This is a genomic window from Paenibacillus tyrphae, assembly GCF_024158745.1.
In the GTDB taxonomy this organism is placed as follows: Bacteria; Bacillota; Bacilli; order Paenibacillales; family NBRC-103111; genus Paenibacillus_G; species Paenibacillus_G tyrfis_A.
In genome coordinates this window covers 41,495-65,774 of record NZ_JAMZAW010000036.1, presented here as the reverse complement: position 1 = coordinate 65,774, position 24,280 = coordinate 41,495, and the positions used below count along the sequence as shown (strand labels likewise).

19 protein-coding genes and 1 riboswitch are annotated in these 24,280 nt (G+C 55.8%); of the genes, 3 read left to right on the top strand and 16 right to left on the bottom strand.

Annotated features, from left to right (window positions below):
- The coding region (locus NI000_RS33820) for an O-methyltransferase (protein ID WP_253415726.1) at window positions 1-690 on the top strand (690 nt) is incomplete at its 5' end.
- 495 nt (window positions 691-1,185) lie between these two features.
- On the opposite strand, the gene murA is transcribed toward NI000_RS33820, so the two are convergent.
- From murA to NI000_RS33795, 5 genes are all read right to left on the bottom strand, one after another.
- A complete protein-coding gene (gene murA, locus NI000_RS33815; RefSeq protein WP_253415725.1) occupies window positions 1,186-2,478 on the bottom strand; it encodes a UDP-N-acetylglucosamine 1-carboxyvinyltransferase in 1,293 nt (430 codons plus the stop codon).
- 29 nt (window positions 2,479-2,507) lie between these two features.
- Window positions 2,508-3,176, bottom strand: coding sequence for an FHA domain-containing protein (locus tag NI000_RS33810; RefSeq protein WP_253415724.1), 669 nt, complete (start codon window positions 3,174-3,176; stop codon window positions 2,508-2,510).
- A 255-nt stretch (window positions 3,177-3,431) separates the two neighbouring features.
- Window positions 3,432-4,001 (bottom strand): nitroreductase family protein, encoded by a 570-nt coding sequence (locus NI000_RS33805; RefSeq protein WP_253415723.1) that lies wholly within the window; start codon window positions 3,999-4,001, stop codon window positions 3,432-3,434.
- 18 nt (window positions 4,002-4,019) lie between these two features.
- Window positions 4,020-5,015 (bottom strand): ABC transporter substrate-binding protein, encoded by a 996-nt coding sequence (locus NI000_RS33800; RefSeq protein WP_253415721.1) that lies wholly within the window; start codon window positions 5,013-5,015, stop codon window positions 4,020-4,022.
- Window positions 5,016-5,252: 237 nt separating this feature from the next.
- A complete protein-coding gene (locus NI000_RS33795) occupies window positions 5,253-6,956 on the bottom strand; it encodes an AraC family transcriptional regulator (protein ID WP_253415720.1) in 1,704 nt (567 codons plus the stop codon).
- Window positions 6,957-7,120: 164 nt separating this feature from the next.
- On the opposite strand from NI000_RS33795, the gene NI000_RS33790 reads away from it, so the two are divergent.
- Window positions 7,121-9,103, top strand: a complete 1,983-nt coding sequence (locus NI000_RS33790; protein WP_253415719.1) for a sulfatase-like hydrolase/transferase — start codon at window positions 7,121-7,123, stop codon at window positions 9,101-9,103.
- Window positions 9,104-9,609: 506 nt separating this feature from the next.
- Here NI000_RS33790 and NI000_RS33785 read toward each other — a convergent pair.
- From NI000_RS33785 to NI000_RS33745, 9 genes are all read right to left on the bottom strand, one after another.
- Window positions 9,610-11,373 (bottom strand): ABC transporter ATP-binding protein, encoded by a 1,764-nt coding sequence (locus tag NI000_RS33785; protein ID WP_253415718.1) that lies wholly within the window; start codon window positions 11,371-11,373, stop codon window positions 9,610-9,612.
- Window positions 11,370-13,130 (bottom strand): ABC transporter ATP-binding protein, encoded by a 1,761-nt coding sequence (locus NI000_RS33780; RefSeq protein WP_253415717.1) that lies wholly within the window; start codon window positions 13,128-13,130, stop codon window positions 11,370-11,372. The genes NI000_RS33785 and NI000_RS33780 overlap by 4 nt, the downstream gene beginning before the upstream one ends.
- A 176-nt stretch (window positions 13,131-13,306) precedes the next feature.
- Window positions 13,307-14,389 carry a VanZ family protein gene (locus NI000_RS33775; protein WP_253415716.1) on the bottom strand — a complete coding sequence of 361 codons (1,083 nt, stop codon included), beginning with the start codon at window positions 14,387-14,389 and terminating at the stop codon, window positions 13,307-13,309.
- A 155-nt stretch (window positions 14,390-14,544) separates the two neighbouring features.
- Window positions 14,545-14,988: a GNAT family N-acetyltransferase gene (locus NI000_RS33770; protein ID WP_253415715.1), complete on the bottom strand. Its 444-nt coding sequence runs from the start codon at window positions 14,986-14,988 to the stop codon at window positions 14,545-14,547.
- A gap of 18 nt (window positions 14,989-15,006) precedes the next feature.
- On the bottom strand, window positions 15,007-15,696 hold the full coding sequence (locus tag NI000_RS33765) for a metal-dependent hydrolase (RefSeq protein ID WP_054977672.1): 690 nt from the start codon (window positions 15,694-15,696) through the stop codon (window positions 15,007-15,009).
- Between the two features lie 136 nt (window positions 15,697-15,832).
- A complete protein-coding gene (locus NI000_RS33760) occupies window positions 15,833-16,195 on the bottom strand; it encodes a response regulator (protein WP_010494316.1) in 363 nt (120 codons plus the stop codon).
- 96 nt (window positions 16,196-16,291) lie between these two features.
- Window positions 16,292-16,375, bottom strand: a riboswitch (cyclic di-GMP riboswitch).
- 125 nt (window positions 16,376-16,500) lie between these two features.
- Window positions 16,501-18,933, bottom strand: coding sequence for an EAL domain-containing protein (locus NI000_RS33755; protein WP_253415714.1), 2,433 nt, complete (start codon window positions 18,931-18,933; stop codon window positions 16,501-16,503).
- A gap of 183 nt (window positions 18,934-19,116) precedes the next feature.
- Window positions 19,117-19,536 (bottom strand): DoxX family protein, encoded by a 420-nt coding sequence (locus tag NI000_RS33750; RefSeq protein WP_253415713.1) that lies wholly within the window; start codon window positions 19,534-19,536, stop codon window positions 19,117-19,119.
- Between the two features lie 33 nt (window positions 19,537-19,569).
- Window positions 19,570-20,331 (bottom strand): DODA-type extradiol aromatic ring-opening family dioxygenase, encoded by a 762-nt coding sequence (locus NI000_RS33745; protein WP_253415712.1) that lies wholly within the window; start codon window positions 20,329-20,331, stop codon window positions 19,570-19,572.
- 147 nt (window positions 20,332-20,478) lie between these two features.
- On the opposite strand from NI000_RS33745, the gene NI000_RS33740 reads away from it, so the two are divergent.
- Window positions 20,479-20,823 (top strand): winged helix-turn-helix transcriptional regulator, encoded by a 345-nt coding sequence (locus NI000_RS33740; RefSeq protein ID WP_253415711.1) that lies wholly within the window; start codon window positions 20,479-20,481, stop codon window positions 20,821-20,823.
- A 280-nt stretch (window positions 20,824-21,103) separates the two neighbouring features.
- Here NI000_RS33740 and NI000_RS33735 read toward each other — a convergent pair whose 3' ends face one another.
- Window positions 21,104-23,233 carry a glycoside hydrolase family 31 protein gene (locus tag NI000_RS33735; RefSeq protein ID WP_253415710.1) on the bottom strand — a complete coding sequence of 710 codons (2,130 nt, stop codon included), beginning with the start codon at window positions 23,231-23,233 and terminating at the stop codon, window positions 21,104-21,106.
- Window positions 23,234-23,242: 9 nt separating this feature from the next.
- The gene (locus tag NI000_RS33730; protein ID WP_253415707.1) at window positions 23,243-24,262 is read right to left on the bottom strand and encodes a glycoside hydrolase family protein; all 1,020 of its coding nucleotides are present in this window, start codon (window positions 24,260-24,262) and stop codon (window positions 23,243-23,245) included.
- Window positions 24,263-24,280: the final 18 nt, after the last annotated feature.

The following is a 24,280-nucleotide window of genomic DNA, read 5'->3' as shown; positions in this document are numbered from 1 at the left end:
CAACTTGGATCTAGCAAGGAACGAAATAAAAAATGGACGGACGTCGATAGTTACTTCAGCGATCTGCTTATAGCACATGATCCTATGCTCGAGGAAGCGCTTCAGAATAACGCTGCAGCTGGTTTGCCACCGCAAGATGTCGCACCGAATCAGGGTAAGCTGCTGCATTTGTTGGCGCGAATCCAGGGTGCGCGCACGATCTTGGAAATCGGCACGTTAGGCGGTTACAGCACCATTTGGCTCGCAAGGGCACTGCCTGCGAACGGACGTTTAATTACACTGGAATCCGATCCGAAACACGTGGAAATCGCACGAGCTAATATCGCGCGTGCCGGTTTGTCCGATGTCGTTGAAGTACGATTAGGTCAAGCACTTGATTTATTAAAGGAACTGAACGCCGAAAACAGACGATTTGATATGATATTTATCGACGCCGACAAGCCCAATAATCCGGAATACTTCAAGTGGGCACTCCAGCTCTCCCGTGTTGGAAGCATGATTATAGGTGATAATGTCGTGCGCGATGGAGCGGTGGTCGACGCCGATAGTACCGACACTAGCGTCCAGGGTGTGCGCCGATTCTTCGAACTTATTGCTTCGGAGCCGCGTGTAACTGCCACGGCAATCCAAACTGTAGGCTGCAAAGGGTACGACGGATTCGCCATAGCTCTGGTCACGAACGACAATTAGCTCATAAGACAACGGAACTGCCGTGCGCTATTTTTGTCTGAGATGGCCTGTTTCCAGAATAGCAAACGTACGTTCCGTTATGCGTGTCGAAATATATATAGTGAGGCTAAAATCAGGCGTTTAGCGCATCTGAGTTCCTCTGTATTTACAGGAGGAGGTCAAAAAGCCGGTTTAGAGGAACTTTTCCACTTCTATTTTGCTCGCACTCGATCCCGCCACAAGTGAGAGAAGGACCCGCCCGGGGCTCTCAGGGTTCCGTGGGGATTTCATGGGGGTTTCGGGGGTTCTACGGGGGTTTCGGGGGTTTCGGGGGTTTCGGGGGTTTCGGGGGTTTCGGGGGTTTCGGAGTGTTCCTGCGGCGCCCGGTGCCTTCCAGTTATCGACGTATCCAATCCGCACAAGTTGACGGATAGCAAAAAAACCTCTCCGCAGAGAGGTTTCAACGTTACAATATCAAAGCATTTTAAAGCTTGTCCATCCGTTTCTATGATCCAGTCACGCCATTCCGGCAACCCGGCCATCCTGCTCCGTCTCCCGCTCATGCAGCGACAGCTTGGCGCCCAGCGCGCGGAAGCTGCCGATGACGTCCTCGTAGCCGCGCTCCAGATGCTCCACGCCCGTAATGCGCGTGCAGCCTTCGGCTGCCAGTCCGGCCAGCACTAGACACGTGCCCGCGCGTACATCGGTCGCATGCACCCAATCACCGACAAGCGTCCGGCCGCCTTGGATAAAAGCACTCTCTCCGCGCACCTCGATCTCTGCTCCCATGCGGCGAAGCTGCGGCACGTGATTGAACCGGTTCGGGTACACCCGTTCCGTGACGATGCTTTTGCCTTTGGCCTGCGTCAGCAAAGCCGTCATCGGCTGCTGCAGGTCCGTCGCAAAGCCCGGATACATCGTCGCGCGGACCCGGGTCGCACGGATCTGGCCGGAACTGCGGGCGGTAATGCTGTTTTCGTCCCATTCCATCTCAAGCCCCGCCTCGCTCAGCTTGGCGATGCACGCCCCGAGGTGCTCGGGAATGACATCCTTCACGGTCACGGTACCACCGGTGATGCCCGCACTCATCAAGAATGCCCCGGCGATGAGCCGATCGGGAATCACGGCATGCCTTCCCCCGTCTAAGTATGGCACGCCCTCGATCCGTATACGGTCCGTCCCTGCGCCGTAAATGCGCGCGCCCAGACCGTTCAGGAACGCCGCCGTATCGACGACCTCCGGATCGACAGCGGCATGATACAGATTTGTCCGGCCCTGAGCGCGGACTGCCGCCAGAATAGCGTTGATCGTAGCGCCCGACGTCACGGTATCGAAGTAGATGTCTGCCCCGCGCAGCGTTTTGGCCTCGACAATATAGTGATCCTCGCGGAACTCCACCGTCGCGCCCAGCGCTTGGAACGCCTTCATATGCTGGTCGATCGGCCTGGAGACAAAGTTGTCTCCCCCCGGAAACCCGACCGTCACCCGACCGAATTTGGCAAGCAAGGCTCCGGCAAAATAGTAGGACGCCCGGTAAGCGGACGCCTTGCCCGGATCGATGATCGCACTGTGGATGTAGCGCGGATCCAGCACAATTTCGCCTGATGGGCGGCGGGTGATCGTCAGACCGATGTCTTTGCCGATCTGGGCGATCAATTTCACATCGTCGATATTTGGAATGCCCTCCAGCGTCACCAGACCATCCGCCAGTGAGGCGGCGGCCAACAAGGCGAGCGAGCTGTTTTTGGAACCGGGAATATGTACACTGCCGTTCAGGGGACCGGCAGATTCCACTTCAATCCATCTCATTGACCCTTACCCACTTTCCGATGATGTCGTTATTGGTTATGAAGCTCCAGCACGTATCCGCTGCCGCGAACCGCACTGATGAGAAAGGTGTCTTTGCCGTATTTTTTGCGAATCCGGTACACCAGCGCATTCAATTCGTCCATCGTCACATCCGGAACCCCGTCCTCGCCGACCGAGCGTTCCGGCCATACAGTCTGCTTGATTTCGGCAATCGGCACGAGCCGATTCGCATGATCGTACAACAGTTGAATAAGCAAAAATTCCTTCTCGGACATCGCAATCCGCTTACCGTCAACTACGCATTCCCGTTTCTCCCAATGGATCGTCAGTGGGCCGTGAGGTTCGTCCCACCGCTGCGTAATGCTGAGCGGCTCGAACTCCAGCGTCTGATCGGCAAAAAGATACGAAAAATGCAGTACCGTCATCCCTTTGGCCAGCTTGATGATATCAAACGATTTCAGCGGATACGGTTGATTCGGTTCGACGATCACACCGTTGATTTCCGTGCCGTGCGTGCTGCCCAGATCGTACAGAATCGCACGCTCCTCTTCTTTGCGGATCACTATATGTTTACGGGAAATAAACGCGTTCGAAAAAGCGAAGTCCGGAGAATACGAGTTCGATGCCCTGCCGATAACCGTTTCGGCGGCGGTCAGATTCAGGCACGTTCCCGAGCGGAAAGGCTCTCCGCGAATCACATAAAGACAAGCGAAAGTATCCAGTTTCGTTCCCTCCGAGTGCTGCACAGCGGTCATGCGTCGTTGTGCGGTCGATAAAAATAAGTTGACCTCCTATCATCATAGCTTATTTCGGCCTTGAAGGAAAATAGGCTTCGCTGACGGATCGGTTATATTTCGGTAATACGGCCCTGTCAGGGAAAAACGGACATAAAAAAGCCCGCTTCGCCGAAGGGTCCTTACGGGAAGCGGACAACAGTCCATTCATCATTAGTATTATTCAAACAACGTCAACAGCTCGGAAACCGGCGTACGCGGCTTCGAACGCGGCACTTTGCCTTCGTCGAAGTAGCCCATGTGGAGTGTGCCGACGATCTTCTCTCCGGGCTTCACTCCGATCGCCTGGCGGAAATCAGGGTCCCAATTGTATTCGTTCGTTTTCCAGACGACGCCGATTTTTCGTTCCCACGCCAGCAGCTGGAGATTTTGAATAAGTGCACTGGCGGCGGAAAACGCTTCCTCCCATTTGTTCGGCCGCGGTTCCTCGGTGATCGCCACGACCAGATGGACCGGCACGGTATGGCAATAAGCATGCGCGGCCCGCTCGCCGTACTGCTCAAGCTTTTCCTTCGGGTACGTCGCAAGCACCGCATCCGAAAATATTTTCCGTCCTTCCCCCATGAACAGGAAGAAGCGCCAAGGCTCCTTGCGCGAATGGAACGGTGCCCATACGGCATCCTCCAGCAGCTCCAGAATAATTTCCTTCGGAACCGGTTCCCCGTTAAATTGATTGATTGTCCGCCGCTCGCGAACGGTAGCGGCTATACCCGGACGTGTTTCCATCATGCTAACCGTCTCCTCTGCTTATTTTTTCGCCAACGCTTGCAGCACGTCGTCAATTTTTTTCTCGTAGGCCAGAAGACCGAAGGTCATCCAGACGTCGGTGGTCACTTCGTGGACCTGTCCCTTTTTAACGGCAGGGATGTTTTTCCACACGCTGCTGTTCATCAGTTCCTTCGCTTGCTCGCTCCGGCCTTCGTCTACGACGAGAAACAAATGGTCGGCATCAAGCTGGGCCAGCACTTCGGACGATATCGCCTTCATGCCGCCATCGTTCGTCCAAGCAATCGACTTGACAAGATTGGGCGGATTGAGCCCGAGGTCCTTATACAGCACGCTGCCCGAATAGCCGTCCGGCCCGCCGTAAAGGCGCATCTCCTTTTTATGTACGCGGATTAACGCTACGGTCTCGCGACCGATCGATTGCTCCAGCGTCTTGCGCGCTTGAGCCGCTTTTTCCTCGTAGCGCTTGAGCAATTGCTCCGCCTGTTCGGACTTGTCCAGCAGACGGCCGACCGTACGCAGCGTTCCCCGCCAGTCGTCAGCGGCATCTTTATCGAAGACGTACGTTGGGGCGATTTTGGAAAACTTCTCGTATTTCCCCTCCGCTCCGTAATTCGGAAAGCCGAGCAGAATCAGATCGGGCTTCGCCTCCAGCACCGCTTCGAAGTTCATCGCGCCGGTATCCAGCTTCGGCAGGCCTGCGGTATATTTCTCCAAATATTTTTGGGTGAACGCTCCCACAACCGTCTGCATGACCGGTTTTACGTCTAAAGCGGACAAGAAGTCCTCCAAATATAAACCGATAACCCGCTGCGGCTGTGCGGGCACTTCCGTTTCCCCCATCACATGCTTGAATTTGCGGGGCGCCGACGCCTCCTTTTTGTCCGTGGAGCCTGCCGGATTCGCTCCAGTAGAAGCCTGCTGCGCCGTCTGCCCATTGCTGCCGCAAGCAGCGAGCAGCACAAGCAGAGTGATGATGCTGCATAACCGTACCATCTGATGAAATGCCGAGTTCATAGCTGTGTCCCCTTCTCATGATGAAAATGATTCTCAATATCAATGAGAATTGTAGCACGATTTTCTTCCCGCGCGCCATCCGATATTGTGCGAATCTCCCTATAGAATTGTGGGATAGGCGGGGAGGAGACATGCGGCATATGGATCAGAGACGAAAAGACCGCCTTCCGTTCCCAATGTCGCGTGGCTACTGCATGAAGGATGATCAAACTCCATGCGATGGGGGATGCGGAAAGGCTATGCCCGGCAAGTCAGAGCGTTCAGCACGTCGTCGATTTTACGTTCATGGGCGATCATGCCGAAGCTCATCCATACGTCGATGCCCACCTCGTGCACCTGCCCTCTGCGCACCGCAGAATGGCCACGCCAGCTATCGCCGTTCATCCATTGCTGCGCCTGCTCCCGGCCTTCTTCGTCAATCACGACAAACAAATGGTCGGCATCCAGATGCCGCAGCATGTCCGGCGTTATCGCCCTGACGCTGCGCTCTCCCCACGCCAGCTCCCGTACGAGTGCCGGAGGCTCCAGCCCTAGATCGCCGTACAATACCGGTCCCGTATAGCAGGTCTGCGGTCCGCCATAGAGAAGGAGCCGTTTTCTCCGATCGACCCGCAGCAGCGCCACTTTCTCGCGGCCGATCGACTGCTCCAGCTGTTTTCCAGCCGCCGCTGCGCGCGCTTCATAACGGCGAATCGACGCTTCCGCCCGTACCGATTCCCCCGTCAATCGTCCGACCGTACGCAGCGTTTCCCGCCAATCGACCGCGGCACGCTCGAATACGTACGTCGGAGCAATTTGCTTAAAGCGATCGAAGCGCCCCTCCTCCGCCCAATGGGGAAACCCGAGCAGAATCAAATCCGGTTCGGCCCGCATGACGGCTTCAAAATCGATTCGATTCACATTCAGCTTGTTCACCCCGGTCAAAAAAGGCTCCAAATACCGCTGATAATACGTTCCCCAGGCGAACTGCAGCACCGGCTTCATGCCAAGCACTGTTAAATAGTCTTCAAAAAACAAGCCGATCACCCTTCCCCGGCCTGCTGCTGTAATCCCAAACTGCGGCATATATGGATAAGCACGCGTAATGATGCGGCCGCGCTGCTGCTTGACGAACTCCGTGGGAGAAACGCCCGTGACCTGCTTGAAGCGGCTGCTGAAATAAAATTCGTTGCTGTACCCTACGCTCTGCGCAATATCCTTGATGCGGGCATCGGACCGCAGCAGCTTTTCCTTGGCCCGGTTCACGCGCGTTTCCGTCAAATAATCGGTCGGCGTTTTCCCCGTAATTTTCTTAAACAAAGATGAATAATGCCACGGACTGAGCCCGGCCAATTCGGCCAGCCTGTCTCTTGTCCACTCTTCATCGCAAGCCTGCTCCATCCGCTCGATCGTCCGCTTGATGGCAAGCGTCGAATCCTTTCCCGCTTGCTCCCGTTCGGCATCCTCCCACAGAGTACTCATCAGTTTCTGAAAAAGCAACTGACGGTTAAACCTCTGCAGCTCGCCCCGTTCCTTCATCCCTTCGTGAAGCCCCAGGACCGTGCGCTCAATCTCCGCAAACCGTTCCGCAAGCACCTCCCCCTCGAACGGCACAGCCTCCCTGCGGACAGGGATCGTTTCCAAGGATGGCGACTCTTCGATTCGAAATACGTCGAAGATCACGCGATACCCCTTAAGCGGCATATCCGCATCGCTTGCGATCTCCATAGGCACATTGCGGGACAAAAGCAGGCATTTGCCGTAAAAAAGCCGCTCCGTCCGTCCGTTTCGGTGCAGACGTCCCTTGCCGCCTGTAATGAGCAGCAGCATGCCTGCTGTAAGCCGAAGCTCCTCGGCTCCCGAATCTTGTGACCATTCGGAGGCCTTCTCTGCGTATCGGATCTCCCGTAGGGCGAACGCAAGCGGCTGCTCTGTCACGGACTTCGCCGATTGAGCTTCCATGCCATTCACCTGCCTTTTTATATTGAGAATGATTATCAATTATATAGTAAATTAAATCGGGCAGCTCGACAACCACCTTTGAAGCGCCGCTCTATCTACAAGCCGAATGTCCATGGTATAATAGCACTACTTTAACGAAAACGCATTCAACGGGAGATCCGCCTATGCCTTTGTTTTTTCGCCTTACGGCTTTGACCTGCGGCTTATTTCTTCTTATTATGTTGCAAGCTTCGGGCTACATCCGACCTCCCGTCCCACTGCCGCCGCCCGAGATTGAAATTCAAACCGAGTGGTCGCCCGAAGAGCTGCAAAAGCCCCCGAACATCATCATCCTGCTGAGCGAAGCATTTTGGGACATCACCCAAATCAAAAGCCTGCAGTTCAGCGAGGACCCGGCGCCGATGTTCCATGCGCTGCAGGAGAAATTCTCCCACGGCCCCCTGCTTTCCCCGATGTTCGGCGGCGGTACGGCCAACGTCGAGCTGGAAGTGCTGACTGGGCATTCGATGCGCTTTTTCCCGGAGGATTCCACCCCGTACGAGCAATACATCAAGCAGCCGACCGCTTCGCTGGCCAGTCTGTTAGCGGGACAAGGGTATAAGACGACAGCGATCAGTCCGTTTTACCATTGGTTCTTCAACAGCTCGGAGGTGTACAAGCATCTCGGATTTTCGCGCTTCATCAGTCTGGAGTATTTCAATCCGGACGAGTATGTCGGCCCTTACATCGGAGATCACGCCGTCGTGCGGCGCATTATCGAGGAGTCCGAACGAAATCCCGGCCCAGACTTCATTTTTGCCAATACGATGGAAAACCATTATCATTACTGGCCGGGCAAGTTTAAAAAGAATCATATCGAAGTGAAAAGTCATATGTCCAACGCAGTCACAGGCATAGCCGAGACGTATGCGCAAGGCTTGTCAGGCGCTGACCGGGCGTTGCAGGAGTTGGTTCTGCATTACAGCAGGTTGAAGGAACCGACGATCATTGTATTTTTCGGCGACCATCTCCCTTCCTTGGAAAAGCTGTTGGTTTATAAGGAATCGAATTACATCAGCGGCGAGGACGACCCCGACTTCTTGGAGAAAATGCATAACACTCCCGTCGTCATCTGGAGCAACTATTTGCCGAAGGAAGCGAAAGAGGAATTGCATATGAGCCCGTCGTTTCTAGGCCCATACGTTTTGAATCTGGCGAAGCGGCCGGGTAGTCCGTACACGGACTTTTTGTCCGACCTGTACCGAAAAATGCCGGTGCTGCCGCCGAAAACGTACTATGAAGCGATGAACATCGACGTTAATCTGGTGCAGCAGTACGAGGATCGGCAGAAAGCCATCCTAGCTCTGGAAAAGCAGGCGGCCGCAAGCAGCGGAAACGCAAGTGCGGCGGCCAATGGTGGCGCGAGCAGCGAGGCTGGTGGTGAGCGCGTGGCAGGTAACGACGACGCGAGTAACGCAGCTGTAGGTGCTGGTGCAGCGGGCGGCGATGGGAGTAGCTCGACTGGCATGGTCGGGACGGCAGACAGCAGCGCAAGTGGCGCGGCGGGCAGCAGCGACGCGAGTAACGGAGCTGTAGGTGCCGGTGCAGCGGGCAGCCACGGGAGTAGCTCGATTGACAAGGCCGCGATGACAGACAGTAGCGCAAGTGCCGCGACGGGCGGCAGCGACGCGAGTAATGCAACCGCAGGTGCCGGTGCAGCGGGCGGCGACGGGAGTAGCTCGACTGGCATGGCCGGGACGGCAGACAGCAGCGCAAGTGGCGCGGCGGACGGCGACGCGAGTAACGCAGTTGCAGGTGCCGGTGCAAAGGGCGGCGATACTAAGGGGAAGCCGTTTATCCTCGGCTACGGCGAGCCACTCATCGAACGGATAAGCCCCGCTTTCTTAACCGTCGGGGGCGATGCTTTCGGAAGATCGCAGCTTACCGTACATGGCGGAAGATACGGCCTTGGCAGCACCGTCTTCATCAATGGCGAACCGCAGCAGACGACTTGGCAAAGCGAATCCTCGCTTAGCGTCAGCCTGCCGAAGGCACTCACGGCCAATGCCGCAACGCTTGACGTCCAAGTACGCGTTGTCGATTCCAAGAACCGGGTATTGGCCGAATCGCGAATCGTAAAGGTGCCCGTGCAAGAGAAGAAGCATTGAAAAGCCGAAGATGCGGCATCCCTTTACGAATCGGATGGCGTGTCCTCGGCTTTCTTAAAAATCAGAAGATAGTACATACTCTCCTGAAATCATGCATCTGAAGCAGCTCATAAAATAGCACACCCGAAATGCGCTATCGGAGGTAAATCAAGCCATTACAAAAGCTTAGCGGAACTCAGATGCTCTACTCTTGTCGAATTTTCTCGCCCCACGTCCAAACGAAGCACATAGCGCATCTGAGTTCCTTTATTCCCCAGATCACTTCTTCCCGCCAGCCATTAGCGGAAATGAGATGCTCTATTTCCATCCTCTGCAAAAAAAAAGCGAAGCCGATGCTCTAAAAAACACATCGGTTTCGCCGCAATCTAACCGCCCGGATACCACGGTAATCCTGACGTCCTCATAACCTTCCACACTGTAGAAGCCTGTCGACTCCTGCGCTTGCCCGGGAAATGGACGAAGCACAGCAGCCCCCCTAACAAGCGCCTGGCCCCAACGGGCCCCTTCTACGCCTCGCCGCGATGCCACAGGCGCTGCAGCTCCGCGTTCGATTCCAGCAGCTCCTCCAGCGTGCCTTGGGCATCGACGCGTCCGTCCTTCAGAACGACGATGCGGTCCGCTCGGGCCAGCGCCGCTTTGCGGTGGGAAATGACTAAGCAGGTCGCGCCTTGCCGCAGTTCTTTGAGCCGCTCCCACAGCTTCCCCTCGGTATCGACGTCGAGCGCGCTCGACAGATCGTCGAAGACAAGCAGCTCCGCATCGCGTACGAACATCCGGGCAGCTGCGGTACGTTGGGCCTGCCCGCCGGAGAGCTTTACGCCGCGCGGCCCGATGACCGTGTCGAGGCCATGCGGCAAATACCCCAGATCCTGCTCCAGTACGGCGGAGCGGATCGCCCGCTCAAGCTGCTCCGACTCGGCATGCATGCCCAGCAAAATATTGTTCTCCAGCGTATCGCTGTACAGCCGCGGAATTTGCGGCGTATAGGCGCTGCGCGGCGGAATGAAAAAGTCGTCCGGCTTCGCCACAGGCTCCCCGTTCCAACGAATGTCTCCCGCTTGCATGGGCAGCAGCCCAAGCAGCGTGCGCGCCAGCGTCGTCTTGCCTGAGCCGACCCGCCCGGTAATGACGGTGAACGAACCGCGCGGCAGCGTCAGGTCGATCCCTTCAATCCCCCGGCCTGTTTCGGGATAACGGTACGTCAGGCCGCGCACTTCCACCATCTCCAAGGTCCGGCCGCCGGTAACCGCAACCCCTTCGTCCATCTCCGGCAGGCTTCCCCGCAAATGCAGCGGATGGTACTCCGTCAGCCTTTCCTCGTCCGCCCCTTGCAGCAGCGTCACCAGACGGTCCTTCGAAACCGTGCTTTGCTTAAAGTACGTCATGAACTTCCCGAAATTTTGGATGAATTGCGTCACGAACGTCAGGTAATAAACGAAAAGTGCGAAATCGCCGACCGTAAAGCTGCCGTCCCGCATCGATTGCGCGGCCAGCAGCAAAATCAATCCGGTGCCGAAATTAACCGCGTTGGAGAAAATCGACTCCAGCGTCGTGCTTAGCAGCCGGTCCTTCAGCATCGCTTCCCGGCGCTGGTCATTCAACCGCTTGAAGCGGCCGATGACCCGGTCTTCCGCACCTGCCACCTGAATCGATTGCACCGTAGAGAACATTTCGCTGATTGCCCCGGTGACTTGGCTTGTCGCTTCCCGGCTCGCCGCCCGGTATTTTTGCAGCATTGTCGTCGACAATTGAGCGATCGTGACCACGATAACAAGCGGCAAAAACACCCAAAGCGTCATCTCCGCGTTAATGCGAATAAGAATGTAGCACGATACCGCAGCGAACAGCGTCATCCCGAACGAGTCCACCGACCAGCTAACTGTTTCCTCCACCTGCTCAACATCGTCCCGGAACGAGCTGATCGCCTCGCCCGGCGAGATCGGAATCGCCCGCGCCCCCGGTTCCTTGAGCACATGCCGCAGCAGGTTCCGGCGCAGCAGCGCCGCGACGCGGAAACGGAACTGGACGTCCGTGATAAAGCCGAACACGATCAGCACGACCCGGGCCAACGCCGCCAGCAGCAGAAAGAGGACCAACGTCCAAATGCCGAAGCTGTAGGCGGAATGACCCGACAACTCGTCGAAAAACGCTTTCGTCACAAGCCCGGGAACGATCGGGGCCAAATAAATCAAAGACCAGGCGAGCGCGTTCAAAATATAAAGCCCCAACCGGTAACGCGTCAGCCGCCATAAAAAAGAAAAGGTCGTCATACCAGCATTTCCTCCATTCCGACCTTCAGCATCCGGCTATAGCGGGAATTCGGATCGGCCCCGAGCCTTGCCCGGTCTCCCTCCTCGGCGATACGTCCGTTGTCGAGGATAAGAATGCGGTCCGCCCGCTGGATCGTCGCCAGCCGGTGGGCGATAATAATGCAGGTCCGGCCCAGCAGCAGCCGGTTCATTGCCCGCTCGATGCGCTGCTCGGTCGCCGGGTCCAGACGGGAAGACGCCTCGTCGAGAATGACGAGTCCCGGATCGGACAAAAACACCCTGGCGAACGACAGCAGCTGTGCCTCGCCTGCGGACAATCCACCGCCCCCGGACTCCAGCATCGTATCCAAGCCGCCCGGCAGCGAGCGAAGCCACGACTCCATCCCCAGCTCCCGAAGCACCTGTTCCACCCGTTCGTCGGAGATCGTCTCGTCAAAGAACGTCAGGTTGTCGCGGACCGTCCCTTGGAACAGCTCGATCGACTGAGTCACCATCCCGACCCGGCTGCGCAGCTGCTGCAGCTTCGCCTCGCGAATATCCGTCTCCCCGAGAACGATCCGTCCGTCTCCCGGATCGTAGAAACGCAGCAGCAGGCGCGCCAGCGTCGTTTTACCGCTGCCCGTCCGGCCGAGCAAGCCCAGCACCTGCCCCGGCTCCAAGCGGAAGCTGACGTCATGCAGCGTCAGGCTGTCCGCATCGTAGCCGAAGCGGACGCCCTCGAACGCCACAGACAGCGCTCCCTGCGGCACCAGCGTACCCGGTCCGTCCTGAATCACCGATTGCGTCTCCAGCAGCTCCTTCACCCGGACGATGCTGGCGTCCGCCTTTTGCAAATCCTCCATCTGTGTGCGGATTTGCTCGATCGGTTTGGCCATCAGCTCGGTGTAGTAGAAGATCATGTACACGGTACCGAGCGTAATCGATCCCTTTTTCCACAAATAAAAGCTCAGCGCAAACGCAACCGCGTTGCCTATCGCAAACACGATCAGGGTCGTGATCCACATCGACGCCCAACCGAGAAACGCCCGCACGCGCACCGGCAGCCATTCGCGCAGCAACTCGTGATACCGGCGCATCACATACCCGGTCGCGCCGTTGGCTCGCGTATCCTCCGTCCCTTCCAGATGCTCGCCCAAGAAGCCGTAAAACTTCGCGCTCACCTGTCTCAGCTTCCCCCAATGAGGCACCGCAAACTTCCGGATATACTGGATGGCGACCATCGCGAACACGACAAAAAAGAGCATGCCGACGCCGATCAACCATCCCTCCCGGAAAAGCAGCACCAGCATCCCCGCCACCAGCACGAGATTGCTCAGCAGCGTAATGACGAAGCTGGAGAAAAAGTTGGATAAATTGTTGATGTCCCCATCCACCCGCTCGATGATCGTGCCGGACGTTTGCGACTTATGAAACGTCATATCGAGCTTCAAGCAATGATCCGCCACATCACCGCGCAGCTGATTGGTTGCCAGCCACCCGACATTCGCGCCGACATACGTAGCGGCCACGGCCACAACCTGTTGAATCAGGGTGACGACAATGAACAGACCGCCTGCGATCAGCAAGGGCCTGGTGCTTGACTGGGACTGCGCCGTGTCGATGAAATAACGGATAATTTGCGGGTTTACCAGCTGCATGGCAATGCCGCTTACGAGCAGGACGGCCAGCAAAATCATGCTTTTGCGCTGTGGCTTCAAATAGCGGCTCAACAAGAGGGCGTATTCACGAACCGGTATTTTTCGTATCGCTTTCTTCAACCTCTCCGTCCCTCCTTTATCGTACAAACATTTTATCACAGGAAACACTTGTTCGGCCATCTATTTCCAAAAGAAAAAACAATTATAACCAAATTTCCAAACCAGCCCAAACAAAAAAGACGGCCGCAGTACCGTATTCAACACGGCGCCACAAGGCCATCTTCAAAACCGGGTTTTTACGTGATCGAATGCTTCGTCTCGCTCCACCGCTCATAGAACAGCATCCGGTCCCGCCGCACGAAACAGAGCAGTGCATGGATGCCGAAGACAAGGTTCAGGAGCCCTGCGACAAGCAGCAGCGGGATCATTACCACCGAAGGGAGGTGGTTCATTCCGCCACCGATAAACAGCACATTTGGACCGCCAATAAGAAAATACAGTGAAACACAGCGGACCAAAAGTGCGTGCAGCGTCAACCCGCCGTCTTTTCCAGTCAGGCGAATGCGCACGATCCGCTTGCCCAGCGTTCTGCCTTCGGTCAAGTATGGGACGACGACAAAATAGAAGAGGACCGCTCCAGCGATCGGAAGCAGCATATGCCGACCCAGGAAAAATAGAATGAACGGCGACAATATCGCCCAATCGATCAGCCACGCGACAAAACGACGGGTGTAGCTGACACGCGTAACGGACAGATCGACGCCTTCGTCCAATGTATCGCTTTTGGGCATAAAGGCCGTCAACCACGGAGCTATCGCATAACCGACCAGGCCGCCTGCCGTATTAAGCATCAGATCGTCCACATCGAACAGACGGTAAGGGCAATCGTAAATCCCATACAGTCCCGTTCCCTGCGTCACTTCAAAAAACAGCGATACCAGAAACGTCGTAACCGCCGTTCGCACAATGCGGCGCCGGAAATAATAGCGCAAAAACACGCCCAAAGGGACAAGCAGCAGCACATTGAACGCTACTTGCAGAACCCCCCGTTCCCCGAACACCTTAAGATAGGTTGCCGGATTGTTCCACTGCAGGCCGGTTTCCCGCAGAAAATCGCGAACAAACTGGAACGGTACCCATTGATTGAACGAGCCCGTCGTCCCGGAGCAAGTATGCCGGGTATCCGGCAGCGGCAGGATGACCAAGTACAGGGCGCACAATAAATACAGTAAAAAAGAATACAGGACAATGACACGTATTTTATTGACGTAGCCGTATTTCCGGTACTGTACGATCAAAAACGGCAGCGTAAAGACGAACGCCAGCAGCGGAAACGTCTGTAGCGCGAAGCCGATTGGAAACAAATAAGCTTGAAGCATTGTCGTTCACACCCATGCTGTCATATTTTATAACAATTATAACGGAAAATACGGCGGTCTTCTCATCGAATCGGCTTACATGAGTGACATTATTGTCACCTTGTACATGCAAAAAAACACGCCGAACATCAGCGTGTCATGCAATTTTGGCTTCTTTACAGCTCCTTGCGCATACGCACGTGCCAGATTCCGGCGTCGAGGAACGGCTCGCTAGAAACCGTTTTGTAGCCTAACTTCTCGTAAAACGCCTCTGCCTGGGTTTGAGCGTCCAGGATGATCGCCGGAACGCCCTGCGTCCGGACATCCTCTTCCATCTCCTGAATGATCTGACGTCCGAGCCCGTATCCGCGGTACGGCTTCATCACGGCAATCCGCTGGAGCTTGGCCGTCTTCCCATCGTACATGATCCAGCGGGCAGCCGCGGCGGGCTCATTTCCGTTCATGATCAGAAAATGCCTTGCGGCGCTTGGCGAAGCATCGTATTCGTCCATCTCTTCTTCCGGCGAAACCCCTTGCTCTTCCACGAACACGCGAATACGTACGGCAAAGCAGTCGCGAAGCTGTTCTTCTGTATGTACAGGCATGATGCTCAAATCCATGATGTCTTTTCCCCCAAGCTATAACGTAAGTTTTTCTCCCGGCTGCAATGCCCGGCTCTGGATGCCTTTATCCCGAAGTCCGGCGGCGAAACGGTCCGCATCCTGAACGATCGGCGGGAACGTGTTGAAATGAAGCGGCACGACCGCTTTTGCACCCAGCCATTCGGCGGCTAGAGCCGCATCGTCCGGCCCCATCGTGAAGACGTCGCCGATCGGCAGGAACGCCAGATCGATCTTGTGGCGCTGTCCGATCAGCTTCATATCGGAGAACAGGGCCGTGTCCCCGCTATGAAGAATCGTCAGCCCGTCCCACTTGATCACATATCCGCCGGGCATGCCGCCATAGATGATCTTTTTTTCTTCTTCCAGCACGATTCCCGAGCTGTGGAACGCTTGAATCATCTCGATCTCCGCGAATCCGATCGACGCTCTGCCGCCGATATTCATCGCGAAGGTGTTCAGACCTTGCCAGCTCATGTAAGTCGCCAGCTCGAACGTTGCAATGACCGTTGCATTATTGCTTTTGGCGATGGGTACGGTATCGAGAATATGGTCGGGATGGCCGTGTGTAAGAAGGACATATTCCGCCTTCACATCCTCGGGCTTGGTTGTGGCCAGACGGTTCCCGGAAATAAAAGGATCGATGATTAAGGAATGTCCTCCATGAGTCAATTGAACACAGGAATGACCATGATACCAAATCTCCATACGACCAGCTCCTTCTTTTCATTCGAATAGTAGCTTTCACGAATTCTATTGTACCAAAGAGAAGACGCGAAACTCAAAAAAGAAAGGCACCGTTCCTGCCGGCTCCTTTCGCGGCTGCACCTATACATCGTCAATCCTAGCTCGCAAACGCCTTTTTCAAAGCCTCCCGGACCCGGTCCTTGCTGAACGGCTTGACGATAAAGTCACTTGCTCCCATCGAAACCGCCCGAATCAACAGCGCCTGCTGGCCCATAGCCGACACCATGATGACTTTGGCGTCGGGGTCCATATTCTTGATCTCTTCCAGTGCCGTGATCCCATCCATTTCGGGCATCGTGATATCAAGGGTAACAAGATCCGGCTTCAGTTCAGAGTATAATGTCAGCGCTTCCAGTCCATTGCTCGCCTCGGCTACCGTTTCGTAACCCAATTCCTGAATTACGTTTCTCAGTATCATCCGCATGAATAGCGAATCGTCCACGATCAAGATTTTTTTCACGCCGAACTGCCCCCAACCCGTTGTTTTTATACATAAAAAAATAAGACCGCCCCAAGCGCCAAAAGGGAGGCCGTGTTCGACTATTTCCTCTTGTCCTTCGGCAGCTGGCTGACATCGTGTTACACCTTAGTCCCTATAGCTTTGCGTCCTTGACTTTCGCCAAGTTTGCCATGTCTGTGACAAAAAACGATTGTAAATTGTATTATAAGCATCTGGTAGAAAAAATACAAGTATAACGCCGAGAAGACCTCTTCGCAACATCCCCGCCATTGAAGAGTTACGTTCGAGAGGCCTTATGCTTTGGCTCATGCAGGCTCAGCCGAACGGGCCATGTTTTGCAAGTATCGTTCAAACTCATCCGGCGGCAGCGGCTTGCTGTAATAGTAGCCCTGCACCAGATCGCATTTTTTGTCGCGCAGAAAGTCGATCTGCTCCTGTGTCTCCACGCCTTCCGCGATGACCTGCAGGCCGAGATGGTGCGACATGGCTACAATCGTAGCGACAATTGACGCCCCGCTGGACCCGTGGGCAATATCGCGTACGAATGATTGATCGATTTTCAGCTTGTCAATCGGGAATCGGTTCAAATAGCTGAGCGAGCTGTAGCCCGTGCCGAAATCGTCCATGCTGACTTGCACGCCGATTTGCTTCAACCGGCGCAGCGTCGTTTCCGCATTGTTCGCATCTGCGGCCATCATGCTTTCCGTAATTTCCAAATCGAGATATTTCGGCTCCAGCCCCGATTCGTGCAGCGCTTCCCGGATCGTTTCGATCAAATGCGGCTGCTCGAACTGCTTGTTCGACAGGTTGACGGAAACGGGCATCGGCGGGAATCCGGCTTCCTGCCACAATTTGTTTTGCCGGCAGGCCAAGCGCAGCACCCGCTCGCCGATCAGATGAATCAGCCCGCTTTCCTCGGCGACCGGGATGAATAACCCCGGCGATACGAGGCCTTGCTCAGGATGCCGCCAGCGCACGAGCGCCTCGGCTCCGATCACCTGCCCCTGCATATTCACCTGCGGCTGATAGTGCACCTCGAACTCATCCCGCTCCAGCGCAAGCCGCAAGCCGTTCTCAAGCGCCAGCTTCTGTTCGGACGCCTCGTCCATTTCCGAGGAATAAGCCTGTATCCGGTTCCGCCCTTGCTTCTTCGAATAAAACAGCGCCGAATCGGCATGCTTGAGCAGCATTTCCCCGTTAGCGGCGACAGTCTGCACCGCGTAGCCGATCGTGAGGCTGAGATGCACTTTGTGCGCACCCAGCGTAAAGGGGCGCTGGAGATTTTCGTGCAGCTGCAGCGCTTCGGCGGCCGCTTCGCTCTCTCCTCCCGCAATCTCGTACAGCAGCACGGCAAACTCGTCGCTTCCGATTCGCGCGATAACCTTATCTTCGCCGACGGCGTGGTGCAGACGGTCCGACAGCTGCCGCAGCAGCTTGTCCCCCTGCTTTTGCCCGATGGAATCGTTGATCAGCTTGAAGCGGTCGATATCGATGACCAGAAGCGCCCTTCCGATTGCTTCTTCCGCCTCCGCCAGTCCATTCAACGTTTCCAGCAAATAACGGCGGTTCGGCATCCCTGTCAGATCGTCCCGGTAAGCAAGGTCGTTGATCCGGCGCTCCGCTTGTTTCTTTTCCGTGATGTCTTGACATATCCCGAACAGTCCGGTGACCTCCCGGTTCACGACAATGGGAACGCAGGTGACGCTCAGATCTATAGCTTTACCCTGCTTATGCTTGATGGTCATTTCGAACTTCTGGGGGATGCCCTTTACGGATTCCGCAAACCTCCAGTTCAGCTCATCGGTATCCCAAAGCTCCGAGATGCGGCTTAAGCTGCGTCCTACGGTCTCCTCCGTCGAATAGCCCGTTATCGCTTCGACCGCGGGATTCGCGGCGATGAATCGCCCTTCCAGATCGATGGAAAATACCGCATCCGTATTGTAATCAAACAGCGATTGAAAATGCTGCTCGCTTTCGTGAAGCTTGGCCGCGTGGTACGCAAGCCTCTTGTCCACGAACGACGACACAAGCGCAATCCCCAGCAGCAACAGCGTCATCATGCCGATTACATAAGCAATCAACGACGTTTCCACGCTCAGCTCGTTGCTCATCCAATTCATATGATCCAGACTGATGAAGCGGGCTGCCCCCATCCCCGTGTAATGCATGCCCGAAATCGCCGCTCCCATCACAAAGCCGCTGCCGATTTTACGGTAAATGCGGGATCTGCCGATGTCATCGCGAAAATAAAAGGTCAGCCACATCGCGGCCATGGACGCGATCACTGCGATGATAACGGATAGGCTCAAGACCAGCGGGCGGTACTGAATGACCGCGTTCATCTTCATCGCCGTCATTCCCGTATAGTGCATGCCTATGATGCCGAAGGCCATGAACAGGCCGCCGACGGTCCAATTGCGCCATCCGAAATGTCTGCCCCCAACCGCAGCCAAGGCAATATACGAGGCGATAACGGCAAATACCATCGAAAGCAGAACAAGGGCGACGTCATAATGGACCTCCATCGGCATCCGGTAAGCGAGCATTCCTACAAAATGCATCGACCAAATCCCAAGCCCCATCGCCAGCGCCCCGCCGCAAAGCCATATTAACCTGGTACGTCCACGTGCCGCATTGATTCTGCCACCCATATCCAGTGCGGTATAGGAAGCCAGGACCGAGATCACATAGGAAAGAAAGACCAAAAACCAGTCATAGGTGCCGATCATTTGCTGCATAGTCTTTACCTTCTTTCCAATTTGATCCTTTTCTTTTCTATATTATACCTACGTGGCCTATATACCGTCTACATCTTTTTGTCGAAATAACTCGAATATCCTAAAGATGTCGAAAAGACTGCAGATCTTTCGAGCATGCAAAAGAAGCAGATCTGCAGACCTGCTTCTTTGCGTATCTGTTATTTACGTATCGGCGCGTTTCGATTTGCCTGGGGACAACAAGCTGCCTAGCGACAGCAGCGAGTTACCGGCTATGGCCAAAGCCAGCGCCATGACGAAGAACGCCAAATCCAATTCGTACCCGGCCATCTGCGGACTTCCCAAAAATCCGCCGGCCCATTTCGCCTTCACGATGGCGCCGATCATAAGCAATGCGAACAAAGTGGAAACGATCCGTGTGCCAAGGCCCAGGATCAGGGCGATTCCTCCGACCACCTCGATAATCCCTACAGCATAGGCTGCAAAGCCCGGAAGACCGATGCTTTCGAACCAACCGGCGATATTGCCGATCCCGCTCTGAAATTTGACCACTCCATGAACCAAAAAAGAAATGCCTAGCACCAAACGGATTAACAACAGACTAACTTCGTATTTCTTATTCAAAAGTTTCCTCTCCTTATTTCCTAATAGTTATTGTTAAAATTGCAAACACATATAGCTGAGCGTGCCCAAATCGTAGCTCCGATGGATCACCTGAGCTTGCCCTTCCCCGCTTCCCATCGCGATGAACAGCGGCACGAAATGCTCCGCTCTCGGCACGGCCTGACGGGCATGCGGGGCTTGCTCCGCATAATGGAACAACGCGTTCAAATCGCCGGACTGCAGTTTCTCCAGCAGCCAGTCGTCGAAGGCGACCGCCCACGGCTCCGGCGTCTTCTGGCCCCAGTTCAGCATTCGAAGATTGTGCACAGTTACCCCGCTGCCGATCACCAAGATGCCTTCCTGTCCGAGCCCGCGAATCGCCTCGCCGATCCGGTATTGCTGATCAGGGGCAAGATAAGGGTTCACCGATACTTGAACTACCGGAATGTCCGCCTTCGGATACATGCGATGGAGCAGCGTCCAGGAGCCATGATCGAGCCCCCTGATTGAATCGGTGCGGACTTCGATACCGTTTGCCGTCAGCTTTTGCTCCAGCATCGCCGCGATCGCTTTGGACCCTCTGGCCGGATACTTGACCTGGTATAGCTCATCCGGAAATCCGCCGAAATCGTAGATCGTATCGTAGACATCGTCCGTCGATGAAATCGTCAACGTCTCGCTTTCCCAATGCGCCGTAAAGATGACAATCGCCCGGGGTTCGTACTGCTCGCCCAATTTCGCCAAAAAATCGGTGTAAGGCGTCTGCTCGATCGCAAGCATTGGAGAGCCGTGCGCTAAAAATAAAGCTGGAATCATCATGCTACCCCCTAAGTAATAAGGTTACTTTATGTAAGTAAGTATACAATGATAATTTATCTATGTCAAGTAACTAATTTTTTGTTTGCAACTATATTATTTTTGTTAATCGTGCGGTATAATAGAACTATAGCGAGGTGACGGGATATGAATCAGTCTTCAGTGTGCCCCAGATTCGAAAAAGGCATGCGGATCGTCAGCAAGCGATGGGCCGGGCTTATTATCCATCAGCTGCTTAAGGGCCCTCAGCGGTTCTGCACCATCGAGACCGCCCTTCAGATTAGCGGAAGATTGTTATCGGAGCGATTAAAAGATTTGGAACACGAGGGGATTGTGAAGCGGGACGTGTATCCGGAAACTCCCGTTCGCATTGAGTATTCTCTCACGGACAAAGGCCACGCTCTGGCCCCTGTCTTCCTGGAAATGGAGAAATGGACGAGTTCTTGGATAGAGCTCGATGAGGAACCTGCGGCCGATCCGCTTACGAAATAAAAGCATGCAAAAAAGGCGCCGATTGGCGCCTTTTTGCATGCTTGTTGAAAAAGATGGCTTTTACAAAAATAGAGATACATACGGAGGTAGGGTATCCACTGGAGAAGCGATAGCGGCCGCCTTTGTCTTCGGGAAATGTCCGCTGATAAGCGGCTTCCAATCAAAATTTCCCGAGGACAACAGCGGTCGGAAGTGGATACCCTACCCCATCGTAACCTCTATTGTTTCCATCTGACCACTTTCTCAACAAGCTCAAGGCGCCCTTTGGCGTCTTTTTGCATTAATGAAATACCCACACGAATTCGCCGTACGCGGAGGACCAACCGGCTTCCGTGCGGCTAACGGAGCCGCTTTTCCGGCCGTCGGCATCCACGGCAACTTCGGCCGTGCGCCAGCGGTACTCGCCGCTCTCGTAGGCAAATGTCTCGCCGTCGTCGTCAAACAGTTGGAACTTGCCCGGGCTCGTGCCGTAATGATGCAGCTCGAGATCGACCTTCACTCCGGCGCGCGGCGCATGGTCCATGACGGCCATCATTGGAATAACCGCACCGTCCTTTACAAACACCGGAATCTTCTCAAGCCCTGGCTGGACGCGGATCGTACGGCCGCCTTCGAAGCGTTCCCCCGTATCGAAGTCGTACCATAGACCTTGCGGCAAATAAACGATCCGCTCCGTTTCTCCTTCAAACAGCGGGGCAACGAGCAGCGAATCGCCGAACATGAACTGGTCGTCCCATTCTTTATCGGCTGCGCCGCCGTAAGCGAATTCATCCGAGTCGAAGCGGCCGCTGCCGGCCTGCGCGCGCACCGTCACGCCGGCTTCCAGAGCCATGGCCCGCACCGGGGGCACGCCTTCCGCCCAATAGTTGGCGAAGGCCGAATACAGGTAAGGCAGCAACTGCATGCGCAAGCGAATGTAGCGGGTAACGATGGGCTCGACCTCGGGGAACGACCACGGCTTCGTCCCGTCTGCCCATGCATTCAGCATGGCAAGCGGCGAGAAGCACACGGTCTGCATCCGGCGGACCCAGTCTTCGCTGCTCCGCGCTTTTCGCACCTCGGGCGTCCAGAGCAAGCCGCTGAAGCCCGAATTGCACAACGCGCGGACATAGTCGCGGTGATCGTACAGATCGGAATAAAGCACGTAAGGAAGCGACGAAGCGGCGCCTGCGGAAGCGCGAACCAAGCCGTACGTCCGGCGGTTATGGGAGCGGTACAGATCGTCGGTCATTTTCTGAAGCAGCAAGCCGTACAGCTGCCGCAGCTGCTCGCCGTCACAGCCTGAAGGAAAGCTTGCATGCGCAGGGAACATCCACGAGTTGCGGGTCAGCTCGCTGCCGTCGCATTCGTCCAGCTTATAGCCGGATACGCCGATCATCACGTGCTCGCGTTCGTGCTGTTCCATATAAATCGCTTGCGCCTCGGGCAGCGTATAGTCCGGCGCCAGCCCGTGCCAAACCGTGTGGGAGCCGGAAAACGGCCGAAGCGCCTCGTAAATGGCCGCATCCGGCGACACGTAGGGATGTTCCCACAGGTTGACTTTGAAGCCGTCCTTTTCCAGGTCCCGGACAAATTGTTCCGGATCGGGAAACAGCTCCCGGTTCCACTCGTACGTCACCGGGTAGCTGCGGGTGTGCCAGCCCGGCTCCAGTCCGATGACATCGCACGGAATGTCCCGTTCCCGGAACGCCGCAGCTTCCGCGCGCACCTCGTCGGCCGAGTAGCTTTTGGGCACCCGGTGCCAGAAACCAAGCCCCCAGCGCGGGGGAAGCGAGCCACCGCCAAAATACAAGTTGTAGCGGCGAACGGCGTCAAGCGGCGTCGGTCCGGCGAAAACATAAATGTCCAGCCCCTCGTCCGCCACCGTAATTTCCACCCGGTCGCTCACCGGCGTCGCTTTCCACGATGGGTCGCGGTTGCGATCCTTTGCGTTCCCGGACAGACCGCTGTCCGACCGGACCGACGAGCCGCAGCACAGGGTCACGATACGCGAAGTATCGGCATATACCCCATAGCCTCTGCTGGACACATAGAACGGAACGGGCGCATGGGTCTCTCCCGTATCCTGCTTCGGGTCGCTGTTGACCCGCAAATAACGCGTCCGGCCGCGGTGATTCAGCTTCAGAAGCTGCAGGCCTAGTCCATACAGCGACTCCTCGCTTCCGAGCGGCAGCGCCACGACGATACGGCCGCCGACCCGCTCTATTTTCACATCCGCCGCATCGAACGGGAATTCGGCTTCGCCCATCGATTGCAGAGCTGCCGTCTTGGGAGTCCGGTTCATGACTGAAGCGGGAGATAGCGTCGAAGGCCTTCCCGCCTTCAGCCGCCATATTCCCGGAGCTGCCGTCTGCCAGGTCAATGTCGATTGTGCCACTTGCTTCTCCCCTTTGGACCAATTTTTACGCATAATGACCGCTTATTTCATCTTTAAGGGAAATACCTGGTTCCAAGTGTTGCTGCAATCCGAAAAACCTTTCACGCCGTCCGATACCGCTGCAAACAGATGCGTGGGCCTGCCGTTCGCATCAAAAAGCAGAAACGGCCGCTCCAGATTGCCGAGCGTCGTCACCGTCCAGTCATCCCAAACAACGGTACGCGAGTAAGCTTGGGGCTCCTCGCTTACTTCCCAGTTCAGCCCATCCCGTGAATACGCGCGGATGCCGCCGTATTTTTCGCCGCAGACGGTGCCCTCCATATCTTTGGCAACCAATTCATAGCCGTTCTCGGTCCGCCAAATAAACGGATCTTCGAGATGGAACCGCTCCGGCGGAAAAACCGGCGTTTCCTGCAGCACCCGGTACGGGCCTTCGTAATGATCGGCCGCTGCCGCGCCGATAGTCATTTTGCCGTGCACGCTGCCTTCATACCGGCGCGCTTTATAGATCAGCAGCACGGAGCCGTCCTCGCCGACGCTCGGCGCCGGATTCGACGTCAGGAAGCTGTCGAATTTGCCGGGCCGCACGCCGAGAATCGGAGCGTCCTGCCGGGTCCACGGACCGAACACGCTGGGCGCCGTGGCGAGGCCGATGCGTTTGTTCGCCCGAGCCACGATGGTCCGGGGATCGTTCATGCCTTCGAACGTTTCCAGCTCGGGCTCGCTGAGCGGATGCGTCGAGCCCATATAAAACAGCATGTACCGGTCTTTATGCTTCACGATGTGGGGATTGTGCGTACTACGCCCGTCCCAATATTGGGCGCCGCGGGCCGGCAGCACAACTTCCTGAAAAGCATACGGCCCTTCCGGCGTATCCGACACGGCACGGACCACCTCGGATTGCAGAAGCCAGCCCGGATGCATCGGCAGCGACTTCGGCCAGCGCGAAGCGAACATGTGATATTTTCCGTCCTCTCCTTGCACGACGGAGCCGCACCATACCCAATACCCTTCCATCCGGAAACCGCCTTGTCGCGGCGCCGGAAGCATTTCCCATTTCATCCCATTCGCCTCTCTTTT